Annotated in this window: 11 protein-coding genes and 1 pseudogene; 6 read left to right on the top strand and 6 right to left on the bottom strand. The window is 45.0% G+C overall.

Annotated elements, in window-relative coordinates:
- Together BMW93_RS34785 and BMW93_RS34780 are read left to right on the top strand one after the other, a co-directional pair.
- Positions 1-202 (top strand): 2Fe-2S iron-sulfur cluster-binding protein (locus tag BMW93_RS34785; RefSeq protein ID WP_143061800.1); only part of this gene is annotated, 202 nt, incomplete at its 5' end.
- Positions 203-206: 4 nt separating this feature from the next.
- Entirely contained in the window at positions 207-629 is a 423-nt protein-coding gene (locus tag BMW93_RS34780) for a nucleoside deaminase (protein WP_090387406.1), read from the top strand.
- A 315-nt stretch (positions 630-944) separates the two neighbouring features.
- Here BMW93_RS34780 and BMW93_RS34775 read toward each other — a convergent pair whose 3' ends face one another.
- From BMW93_RS34775 to BMW93_RS34750, 4 genes are all read right to left on the bottom strand, one after another.
- Positions 945-1,835 carry an alpha/beta fold hydrolase gene (locus tag BMW93_RS34775; protein WP_090387404.1) on the bottom strand — a complete coding sequence of 297 codons (891 nt, stop codon included), beginning with the start codon at positions 1,833-1,835 and terminating at the stop codon, positions 945-947.
- 10 nt (positions 1,836-1,845) lie between these two features.
- The gene (locus BMW93_RS34770; protein WP_090387402.1) at positions 1,846-2,349 is read right to left on the bottom strand and encodes an SRPBCC domain-containing protein; all 504 of its coding nucleotides are present in this window, start codon (positions 2,347-2,349) and stop codon (positions 1,846-1,848) included.
- 2 nt (positions 2,350-2,351) lie between these two features.
- A complete protein-coding gene (locus tag BMW93_RS34765) occupies positions 2,352-2,672 on the bottom strand; it encodes a helix-turn-helix transcriptional regulator (protein WP_090387400.1) in 321 nt (106 codons plus the stop codon).
- A 578-nt stretch (positions 2,673-3,250) separates the two neighbouring features.
- Complete coding sequence (locus tag BMW93_RS34750; RefSeq protein ID WP_090387394.1) at positions 3,251-3,964, bottom strand: hypothetical protein; 714 nt, start codon at positions 3,962-3,964, stop codon at positions 3,251-3,253.
- A gap of 720 nt (positions 3,965-4,684) precedes the next feature.
- On the opposite strand from BMW93_RS34750, the gene BMW93_RS34740 reads away from it, so the two are divergent.
- The gene (locus BMW93_RS34740) at positions 4,685-5,062 is read left to right on the top strand and encodes a DUF4174 domain-containing protein (RefSeq protein WP_090387390.1); all 378 of its coding nucleotides are present in this window, start codon (positions 4,685-4,687) and stop codon (positions 5,060-5,062) included.
- A gap of 6 nt (positions 5,063-5,068) precedes the next feature.
- Complete coding sequence (locus BMW93_RS34735) at positions 5,069-5,566, top strand: DUF4385 domain-containing protein (RefSeq protein ID WP_090387388.1); 498 nt, start codon at positions 5,069-5,071, stop codon at positions 5,564-5,566.
- A 17-nt stretch (positions 5,567-5,583) separates the two neighbouring features.
- Here BMW93_RS34735 and BMW93_RS34730 read toward each other — a convergent pair.
- Both BMW93_RS34730 and BMW93_RS34725 read right to left on the bottom strand, forming a co-directional pair.
- Positions 5,584-5,726 (bottom strand): annotated as a pseudogene (locus BMW93_RS34730) (DUF2256 domain-containing protein).
- Entirely contained in the window at positions 5,723-6,013 is a 291-nt protein-coding gene (locus tag BMW93_RS34725; RefSeq protein ID WP_310590257.1) for a DUF2867 domain-containing protein, read from the bottom strand. Before BMW93_RS34725 ends, BMW93_RS34730 begins: the two are co-directional and overlap by 4 nt.
- Before the next feature lie 127 nt (positions 6,014-6,140).
- On the opposite strand from BMW93_RS34725, the gene BMW93_RS34720 reads away from it, so the two are divergent.
- A complete protein-coding gene (locus BMW93_RS34720; RefSeq protein WP_143061799.1) occupies positions 6,141-10,136 on the top strand; it encodes a response regulator in 3,996 nt (1,331 codons plus the stop codon).
- A gap of 658 nt (positions 10,137-10,794) precedes the next feature.
- Positions 10,795-11,040, top strand: a complete 246-nt coding sequence (locus tag BMW93_RS35315; protein WP_143061798.1) for a hypothetical protein — start codon at positions 10,795-10,797, stop codon at positions 11,038-11,040.
- Positions 11,041-11,193 lie beyond the last annotated feature (153 nt).

Here is an 11,193-nt window from a genome sequence, read left to right as displayed (position 1 = left end):
CTATGGTAACCTGCTGAATTTGCTAGAAAAACACGACATTTATCCGCCCAGCAGTTGCAGGGAAGGGACATGCATGAGTTGCAGCACTCCTATGCCCTCCGGCGCGGTAAGCTATGATCCCGAACCATTTGGCGAGCCATTTGAAGGTGAAATCCTGCTTTGCTGCGCCCGGCCTGAAACAGATATCGAGCTTGATTTATAATAGGATGAATGAACATCGTAAATTCCTGAAACGCTGCAGAGAGCTGGCCTCAGAAGCTGGCCGGTCGGGGAATACGCCGGTCGGCGCAGTCATCGTGCGTGACGGCGTCATTATCGGCGAAGGCATAGAAGCCACACGCCCCGACAACGACATTACCCGACATGCAGAAATCGAAGCTATTCGCGATGCACTGAAACGCCTTAACACGGACAAACTTAGAGGCTGCTCGCTGTATACGACGCATGAGCCGTGCATTCTTTGCTCGTACGCCATCAGGCATTATCAAATTAGCTGGGTAGGTTTCGAGCATGCAGTGCCGACGGTTGGCGGCGTCAATTCGTCGTATGCGTTGTTGACGGCAAAGGACATACCCATTTGGGCACCACCTCCCGGGATAATAACCGTCAAAATGCTGTCTGATACCTGATGTCTGATGAAAATCACCGGTATAGCATGTGTAACCTTTGGCAATCTTCATCAGCGACGCCAAATTACAGTTTATTGGTACTATTGAAAAATGAAAGCTTTTCGGTCGCTATTTCATCTTGACTGCCCTGGATTGCCAGCTCAATTGCTCTTTCCGAACGGTCGATTCCAAGCAGATGAACCATGCCGATATGGCTAGCGACCTCACGTGATGCCGCCCCGGGGGCCACAACCAATTTCCAATACCTTGACGCCCTCCTTTAAAGGCAGGGCATCCAAGATTGCCGCAAACCGTTTAGAAAGTTTATTAGTCATGCTAATTTTTGCCATCCAAAAAATGCTCGATCATCGGCAGCACAAAGTTAACCTGGTGGGAGCGTAGCTTCATTGTTGTGATCTCGCCGATGTACTCGCCGTGCAAACCCGGGATGATAGCTAGCTGCGCTCTCCTGATTTGCCTTTGCATCTGCAATGCGTGTTCGGGTATAATCACATCGTTGCCCGCAATGATGATCATAGCCGGGGCGTTGATGGATCTTAGCTGCGCATCTGGTATGTCTTTAAAATTAACCACCCTCTTTGCATCTTTATCATGCATCCTGCGAAGGCCTGCTGTGTCGGCATTGACACTCAAATAAGCATCCTTCAACTCCTGGGGCATATTAGCCAGCTTTGCCTGCCTGATGAAACCCCAGAATTCAGCCGGCACGCCACTGCGCTTGGCCAGCGCCGAACCCAAAACGATTTTATCTACGATTTCAGGATGTCGTATAGCGATTTGCAGGGTGGTAGTTCCTCCATTGCTAAAACCAAAAAAGTCTGCTTTACCGATGCCGAGCTTCTTCAACAGCACCGCAACATCATCCGCATCCTGCTCAAATGACTCATCGGCGTCCCTGTCGCTGGTCCTTCCGTGCGCTTGAAGCTCAACCGCGATCACTTTCCGGTGCCGGGCAAGTAAAGGAATTACCCTTCCGAAAGTAGTTTCAATGGTTGAGCCGCCGCCGTGGATCAACACAACCGGCTTTCCACTGCCATGTATCTGGTAATACATTTTAATCCCATTGACCGGCAAATGCCCGGTTTGACAACTGGCCGTGTCGTTACTCGCGGAAGGCTTTTGCTCGCTATCAGGACTTTGCTGCTCCGTACCGCCACATCCGGCAAGCAAACAAGTCAAGCCCAGGTATAGAATTGTCTTTTTCATTTTTCGAGATTTATAGTTCTATTACCCCCCTACCCGATTCGACCAGCATTGATGAAAGTCTGCCAAGCATTTTGACCCATCCCTGGTAAGCCCCTGTTTTTTTGGCCTCTTCCTCGGATACGGTCTGGTATATCGACACCCTGGTTCTCGTGTCTACGGATTCAAAAGTGACCGTTGTCGTCTGATGCTCAGGCCAGTCCTTGCCTTTTCCTGCCTCCACCGAGCTAACCGAATTACCCGCCGCATCTGACATAATCATTGTAAAAACAAGCCTTCGATTTGGCACGACTTCCAGGTAAGTCCCTTTCACCCAGCACTTGCCATGCACCGGATCGGTAATGCAGGAGTGATAGCTGCCGCCGACTGCGACATGGATGGTATTGAATTCAATGCTGCAACCATCGGGCGCATACCAGTGCTTTAATTGCTCCGGATCGGTCCAGGCTTGGAAAACGGCGTCAACGGGCGCGTCGAAAAAGTGGGTGATAAAAAGCTGCTTTCTTTCGGTGTTCATAGCTATTGTTTTTTGGTGTTATTAAGGAATGCTTCGAGTTTTTCAAAGCGGTTGTTCCACAGTTTGCGCGACTCAGTGACCCAGTCTGTAACCTGGTCTAGCCCATCCAGGCGCGCTTCGCACACCTGCTGACGACCTTTCTGGCTCATGGTGATCAAGCCGCATTCGTTAAGGATTTTAATGTGTTTGGCAATGGCCTGTTTGCTGATGCCGAAATCCTGTCCTATCTGGGTGATATTAAGCGGTCCGTGGGACAATTTATGGATAATCATTCTGCGGGTAGGATCGGCTATGGCCTGAAAAACATCTCTTCTTTCTATCATAAGACAACCATTTGATTGACAAATATAGAAAAACAACCAAATGGTTGTCATTTTTTCCCAACTTTTTAATGGGGATACATAGTGGCGGGAAAAAGCGCTTATACCCAATAAAAAAAGCCCTCCTTTCGGAGGGCCTTGCTAAAACGGGTGCTGGGTTATTCAAGAAAACTGGAAATTACGGAGCAAACTCCAACTAACCCTCTGGGGAAATAATATCTGCACTTAAATCTTTCGACGGTTCCGGGCGTCTAATCCGGGCGACTCTGTTTTTAGCAACTCATATCTCTCCTTTTTCTCTTAACAACCGAAATAGCTTAGCAAAATGAGAATATGGTACTGCTTGAAATAATTCCTAAACTCACCATCAATGTAGTGTTGTAGCGTGCCGGAGAGAAAATTACTGACTATCCCTGCCGCTGCTGCGACTACGAAACTGGCAAAAAGAATAAACTGAATACGTTTAGGCGAGGGTTTCATATGAGGAGTAGGTTGCAAATTGTTCGTAGTTTTGCTTTCCTGTCGTGTAAACTCGGGCATACTAATTTTACCGCACGGTTAAGTATACACTCACGCAAAACTTACGAATTACTACCACTTTCTTTTGCTGCCAGCCTCTCTTTAAGCTCTCTTTTCAATTCAATCAAGTCGTCTCGCAACATAAGGTATTGCATAGGCGGAAACATCGCCATCTTGCATGGAGATTTAGTCTTATCTGTAATCAGACCATAGTCATCTTCCCATTGATCTATTTCAGAGATCAGATCCTTAATTGGGCGAATATTGAATCTTGACTGGCTAGTTAGTACGTCATCTTCGTTGATATTTTTCACGAGCGTCCTCAGTGAGGCCACAACTGACCTATTAGTCTTGATTGCCTCCGCAACCGCGTCACAATCGTCATGTCTGCGAATATATTTGTCAAATACCTCATAACCCTTCGTTGACTTCGGCAATAAATCATCGATGACTTTAATCATGTTATTATACCGAGCATGCTGACCCGTTGTATCAATTGCCACCACCTGATCCCCAACATAGCCATCGCCGTCACCATCCGTCTTCATGCCCGTGTCCTTGGATGCGCTATCCACACTTTGCGATATTTCTGGAGCCTTTTCCCTCAATCCAATCCATTGTCTAATTTCATCATCGGCCAACGCTGTAACAATGGCTATGAATGCGAGTAGCAGCCCCATAACTCCGATTTTATTTCCGGTACTTGAATCGGTCCAGAAGTTCTTTTTGTCGCGGTTCTCAGGAAGTTGATTCCCTGAAACAGGTTTTTCGGCCATTGTCAAACGAGAGATGAGGAGTTTGAAATCATTGCTTAAATTACAACCATAGTGGGGCAAACATCGTAAACGACAGTCAAAAATATAACCTGATTTCTTCTATCATGTCTTGGGAGCGAATTTCCAGCGACATTCTGAGTGCCTGATTTAAACACAATTGCGCTATAAAGTCGCTCCGTTCCGGGCATTGATACGCCATCTATCTACACAACAACTAATTGAAAATCAACATATTACAGCGTATTAAAGGGATCACTGTGACGATTCGATCATGCTGCAAACATTAAACTGAAATTCCCGATCACCAACTGTTATTATGGCCATCAATCGACCAAATTCCAGACGCAACTGTATTTCATGAGCATTTTTTACGTGGCCGGGTACATTTGCCTCTAAGAACGAGGTAATCTTTCCTTCATATCGTGTGAGGATCCTCACGTTCCACTGGGGATCGCGGAATGTACTGAGAAAGAGATAGTACATCGGGTCGCACGCCAGACGATTTAGTTTCTCAATGTCAGAAACAACGCTTAATGTTCTCCCCTCTTTGTCGAAAAGTTGTGCTTCATGTTTTCTTGCATCACTCTCCCTAGCATAAGGTGTAGCAATGAACCCATAGCCCTCGGAATGTGATCATCGTGCTGTTAGCCATTTTAAGGATCCCGAACTAAGTTTTGTAAAATTACATGCTTCTGGCAGAGTATTTTAAATACATTTTGTATGAAAACACTATTTGGAATTATGCTTATGACACTCATTGCGGCCGGTTCCCCGCGACAGGTCTTGCTTTTTTATACCGACAACGGTTTGGAAAAACAAAAGGCGCAGTCGCAAATCCTGAACGCGCATCAAAAAGATATTGACGAGCGTGATATTAAGGTGCAGTGCTTTTCCTATTCTGAAAGCAGTATTCCTGAATGGAAGAAGTGGAATATCGACACGGCCAGTCCGTTTACCTTCATATTGGTCGGGCGTGATGGTGGGGAAAAGCTCAGATCCAGCGATGTTGTGAGCGCAGAAAAACTGTTTGGCCTGATTGACGCGATGCCGATGCGTAAAAATGAGGTCGAAAGGAATCGAAGCAAAAAGCCGGAGTAACAGCTAATGTCTAAGCGACCTGCGAAAGAAACCCCTTCTTATCTGAATTTCAATTCAGAAGAATATGGCTGGAAGCCGGGTGTAGATTACCGGCAGCATCCCGAACTGTACCGCGTTGGGAAGGGCGAGCAGGGCGTTTTGATCTGCGAACCCTATAAATCAGAAATCGGACAATTCTGGCGATTTAAGACCAAAGCAATCGCCGAAGAAAGCGGCGACAAGATTTATGCATTATTCTTGGATTATCTGGAAAAACAAGATTTTGTCGGAGCTGACATGGCACGGAAGTACTTGCAAATGGGCTTTACCAGGGCACGGCGGTATGCCAATTACAAAGGCGGCAAGAAGTATGATAAAGACAACGACTACCAGTTGCTACAAAAGGGAACTGGACAGCAGGAGAAAGCAGAAGCCGCAGCAGCTTTTTATGGTAAGTGGAAACAAGCAGAAGAAAATGCATCCTATGCATCTATGAAGAAAGATTGGAAAAACAGGCTCGGATAGAATCCTGAATTGGATAATCAACAACACTTGGACCGACGGCACTTTTCACTGCAATATTTCGCCTCGTCCCAAACCTTTCCCACTTCCTTCGCCAGGTAAACGGCCTGCTGCAAACAATGCAGTTCTTTTCTGGTAAATCCTGTTTTTTAACTCCTTTCACTCCGCGATCTTGTTTATCATCCCATTGAAAATGAAATAGTGAAAAGGCAAGACGGCATACCAATAAAGGCGACCGCCCAGGCCCAGAGGCCGGAATGTGGCGATTTGTTTAATCTGGTCGCCATCTATACAGAATTCAAGCCAGGCTTCACCGGGCAGTTTCATTTCAGCATAAAGCAGTAGACGGCGCTCACCCCTGCTTGCATATATAACCCGCCAGAAGTCAAGTGTATCACCGGTCGCGACTTCGCGGAGGTTTTTCCTTCCACGACCAAGGCTTATGCGCAAACATTAATGACAACCGCGTACCAATACCAATAATGCTCTACTTCATTGAATTGAGCGCCAATGGCTATTTTTTAATTCACCGTGCCTTTCTATATTTGGGTTTATTCAAGCCCCATCTTCATCTATTGTGAAATTCATCATAAGGTTGCTGCTTCCAAAATGGTTGATGCTTTTTGTGTTAGCGAATGATGTCCAGGCGCAGGTATTTCAGCACATGTATGAGCACGATGGAGCCCCCAGAACCAGTGTTCATGAAATAGCTCAGGATCTTACTGGATACATATGGTTTGCGACCTCAACTGGGCTTTTCAGATATGATTCCAGAGGTTTCAGGCACTATCGTCATGACAATAACAATCCGAAGTCTATTGGGTCGGATTATCTGAGAACCATATTGTGCGACAACGAAGGCAATATTTGGATTGGTGCGATGAATGGCCTAAATCGGTTTAATCCTATAAAAGATTCTTTTACCCGATTCACCTCTGATCGTAGAGACGAAAATTCCATTAGCGGCGATACAATTTACAGCATCAAACAAGATAGCAACAACCGGATCTGGATTGGCACGTCAGGTGGCCTAAACTCTATCGAGGCACGATCAGGCAAAATTAGTTTCAAACGCTACCCGCGCTTAATTCCCGGTGTCGAAACAGTATCAATACATGACGTTGAAGTAGATAAACAGAATGCCTTATGGATGGCGACAGATCACGGACTCATTCGATTTTCGAACGGTCGGACAACTGTCTTCAGGGCCAACACTGACAGCAGGTTAAAGAGCACCAATAACTTCGAAAAAATCAGTGGTGATCACAATGGAAATTTCTGGTTGAGCGCGAAAGATGGAGGACTTGTGAAATTCGACACGTTGTCAAGGAAGTTCTCGATTGTTGAAAATTTCACAGATAAACATGGACTTTTGTCTGTTGCTTATGATTTACTGATAGATGATAGAGATCAGTTATGGGTTGCGTCCTGGAATGGGTTAGCTAGCATCGATACCCGTTCGCAACAGATAAAATGGTATGTAAACAATCCGACAAATCCGTCCAGCATTGCCCAGGATTTTATCTTGAGCGTTTTCAAAGACCGCCAGGGCGGTTTTTGGATCGGCACCTACGACTTTTTTGCCGATTATCTGGACATCCGATCTGTCAATTTTTCCATATGGCCGTTTAATAATACCGGCCAATCAGAAACCAATTTCAACGGTTCATGGGCGGGCATTACGCCTACGCAAAAGATTTGGCGAATTGCTTCCGATAAGACAAAATTCCAGATCTTCGATAAGTTGGAACAGAAAATCTCTACATATGACCTCGACCCGGATTTCGCGCCGGTTGGCAATAGATTTTATGTTGACGAAAACAATCAGATATGGTATGGGGGTAACGGGAGCTTATACAGCTACCATCCCCCTACAAGGAAACGCAACCAATACAAGTTTGCAGAGACAAACGATTCTCATCTTAGCAAAGGAAGAATTCTGAAAATTATCCGGGATAACAGCGGTCTTTTTTTGTTTTGCGGCCCCTTCGGTACCCTAAGATTTGACCCTCAGACAAAGCGCTTTTCAAAAACTGGCGTGAGCGCATTCACTTCCAGTCTGTTTATCGACTCAAATCGCAACTTATGGTGTGGCGGTAAGAATGAGGTGTGGCTCGTTAAAAATGGAAATGCTCATGTGGAAAAAATTTTGGTTGGTAGCCAAACCCTCGCGCCCTATAGCATATGGCGTATTGCCGAAGACAAACGTGGCAGAATCTGGCTCGCCTATGATCTTGGACTTCATTTATTTGATCCGAAGGTTGGGAAATTTCTCAAATACCCTGACAATGACCTACCCATTCTGGAAGGGTTGATTGACATGCAGACAGACAAACTGGGATACTTGTGGTTGAGCCGGGACTTTGAACTTGTAAGGTATCACCCAGACAAAAAAATAATTCAAATCTATTCCGATCGCGATGGGTTACCAAGAAACGGCGTGCTACCACCCAATAGGGCATTTAGCGACGGATCAGGAAGGTTCTATTATGAGACAAGTAAGGAACTCTTTTCATTCAAACCAGGCGAAATATCCATTGACACACTGCCATCGACCATAGCGGTTACTGGGCTCAAACTGTTTAACAAACAAGTTTTTGTCGGTGATCAAACCGGAATTCTGACAGGAGAGATCAGTCAACAAAAAGAGCTCATTTTTAGATCAGATCAGAATATTTTTTCCATTGAATTCGCACTCCTGAGCTACGCAAGATCAAAGGTTAACGAATACATGTATCGATTGACTGGGTTCGAAAAAAATTGGAACAGTGTTTCCGTACCAACCGCATCTTACACAAATCTTCCCGACGGAAAATATACGTTTGAAGTACGGGCGGCCAATGGTGACGGAGTTTGGATGCCGAAAAGTTTAACGGTCAAAATTACTATTCTACCGCCTTGGTGGAGGACTTGGTATGCATATCTTTTCTACCTGATCCTGATCTCAGGGGTTGTCTACGGTATAACCCGCTTCTTTTGGATACGGAGCAATTTCCGGCGGGAAACAGCTTTAAGCCAGGTCAAGCTGAATTTCTTCACCAACGTTTCACATGAGATCCGCACTCACTTATCACTGATAAGTGGGCCATTGGAAAAGGCGCACGAGCAAATGCAAGCAGGCACCAGCATCGAAACTAACCTGAATTACGCTAGAACTAATTCAAACCGCTTGATGCTACTAGTCAACGAATTGCTCGACTTCCGCAAAATCCAGAGCGGAGAGGTTAGACTAAGAGTTCAGGAACATGACATCGTCAGAACAGTCAAGACTGTGGTAGCCGCTTTCGAACATTTGGCAAAAGAAAAAGGAATCGAAACTTCGTTTATTAGTGCTGATTCGACGGTGATGCTCTGGTATGACATTGCCCAAATGCAAAAGGTGTTGTATAACTTATTAAGTAACGCCTACAAATTCACTCCCAATGGCGGTCAGGTCGCTATCACCGTCGAACAAATGCCCAATCAGGTAAGCATTACAGTTAAGGACTCAGGCCAAGGCATTTCTGCTGAGCATCTCGCCAAACTTTTTACTTATTACTATCAAGCAGATTCAGACAAGCCGGGGTATGGTATTGGTCTCGCACTTTCAAAAAGTATCGTTGAACAGCACCGTGGTAATCTGAGAGCAACAAGCAAGCAAGCTACCACCACGGCACCTGGTGAAACTGGACTTACGGTCCAGTTATTGCGTGGGAATTCGCATTTTTCTCCCGATCAGATCATTGCCAAAGACCGAGACTATATTGGTAACATGCTGATAGAAACAAATACTCTATCTTACAACAGCGATAGCGAGGTTCCCAAAATGAATAACACGATTTTGATCATTGAGGATAACGATCAGTTACGGCTGTTTATCAGGCAATTGTTTGAAGGTTCTTACCAGATACTCGAAGCCGGAAACGGACGTACAGGACTTGCCCTTGCCCAGCAGAATATTCCTGACGTCATTGTTTGTGACGTGATGATGCCGGAAATGAACGGAATAGCTGTTTGTACTCAGGTGAAAACAATGGCCGTAACGGCGCATATTCCAGTCGTATTGCTTACTGCACGAACCGAAAGCGAACATGTCATTGAAGGGCTGAAAACAGGTGCTGATGAATACATTTCCAAGCCGTTCGATCCACGAATACTTGCATTAAAAATCAGCAATCTACTCGAGAAACGCGACCAAATGCGGGTTTATTACCGAGAAAAAATTATCGCGGGCCGGCCGGATAGCGCTAGTATTGCGCAGGACGTCAATCAGGCCTTCCTAGCTAGGATTAGGGATCAGGTTGTTAAAAACATTTCAAACGCAGGCTTCGGCGTAGAAGAACTAGCTTACGAGATGGGCATGAGCGTTTCGGCATTGTACCGTAAAATGAGGTCAATTACAGAGATGACTGTGAACGAGTTCGTTAAGGTAATCAGGCTAAGTGAAGGTAAAATCTTGCTCGAATCCGGGGTCTATACGGTCGGAGAGGTAGCCACTATGGTAGGATTTGAAGACGCGAAGTATTTTAGCAGGGAATTCAAGAAAGTTTATGCTAAAAATCCCAATGAAGTAAAAAGACGTGCCGCTGGCTAGTTCGGATCGAACTTCGCAATTCTAGTCATGACTCAACATACATAGCAGTGCATTAACTTTTTGTCGAAGTCTTTGACGGGTTATGGCAGAAAATATTAGCTTTTTGGTGAGATTTTTTTATATCGTTCCAGATTCTGCTTTCGAGCATTGCCGACTTGGTTATTTTGAATTACGTTTGTAAAAAGCTATTACCAATAGCAGCAATTTTGTATTAATTTCCCTAGGAATTCTAAATTTATGAATCGGCATCCATATCTAATTAAGAGGCGTGCGAATCGTGACCCGCTAACCAATAATTTTCATTTTGGCGATCGATAACTTAACCATGCGCATTGCCGCTTCCAGCAAGAATGAATTTTGCGACACATATATACCACTATATCACTTCCGGATTCGGAAGACGTTGAGTAAAGGGTCAGCCTCCTGAAATTCGGGAGGCTGGATTTTTTATGCAGTTGCCATTTTGTTGTTTAATTAAGTTGATATCCGCACAACAGAACTGTTAAGGCTGGTTGGTGAAAGGGGCAACATATAAGCACAAAACTATCGGATGAAGTTTTCAAAAAAGAGCAAAACAAAACAGACAAGCAGTCGCGTATAGCATTATGCGTTAGTTTGCGATACCGATCTTATCTGCCATTGAATTATTAATTTAAATTTGAAAATACTTTGCGAAGACTTCCATATCGTTCTGACCGGCGCCTGCGAGGATGGCTTTGAGATTGCAAATCCGTTGCATCCAGAACGGTTTAGCTGCCACATGGACGCTCCACATCCAGGCGTTTTTAGCTTCTGCTTTGAATTGAAAACGGATCCTGTTACACACTATATTTGGGTCATTTTTCCGGATCCGAAGGAGCTGGATATCGGCGAATTTCGGGCCGGGGCAGACGAATATATTTAACTGCCGTTTTAAGGTTATCCCAATGCCGAGCACTTTGCTGCTATTCCAATCAGATTAAGTTGAACGAGTTTGATTGCAAGCGTCTTGCATGCCAAAAAACATTAACAGACAAGATGCCGCCCCAATATTGATTTGAGACGGCCTCTTGTAAAA

The organism is Dyadobacter sp. SG02 (assembly GCF_900109045.1).
Lineage (GTDB): Bacteria > Bacteroidota > Bacteroidia > Cytophagales > Spirosomataceae > Dyadobacter.
The sequence above is the reverse complement of the archived record's forward strand: the minus strand, read 5'-3'. Positions and strand labels throughout refer to the sequence as shown.

What these genes read in the sequence shown, in the direction of transcription:
- BMW93_RS34780 (WP_090387406.1), top strand. Translation starts at nt 207, where the DNA reads ATGAATGAACATCGTAAATTCCTGAAACGCTGCAGAGAGCTGGCCTCA.
- BMW93_RS34775 (WP_090387404.1), bottom strand. Translation starts at nt 1,835, where the DNA reads ATGAAAAAGACAATTCTATACCTGGGCTTGACTTGTTTGCTTGCCGGA.
- BMW93_RS34770 (WP_090387402.1), bottom strand. Translation starts at nt 2,349, where the DNA reads ATGAACACCGAAAGAAAGCAGCTTTTTATCACCCACTTTTTCGACGCG.
- BMW93_RS34765 (WP_090387400.1), bottom strand. Translation starts at nt 2,672, where the DNA reads ATGATAGAAAGAAGAGATGTTTTTCAGGCCATAGCCGATCCTACCCGC.
- BMW93_RS34750 (WP_090387394.1), bottom strand. Translation starts at nt 3,964, where the DNA reads ATGGCCGAAAAACCTGTTTCAGGGAATCAACTTCCTGAGAACCGCGAC.
- BMW93_RS34740 (WP_090387390.1), top strand. Translation starts at nt 4,685, where the DNA reads ATGAAAACACTATTTGGAATTATGCTTATGACACTCATTGCGGCCGGT.
- BMW93_RS34735 (WP_090387388.1), top strand. Translation starts at nt 5,069, where the DNA reads ATGTCTAAGCGACCTGCGAAAGAAACCCCTTCTTATCTGAATTTCAAT.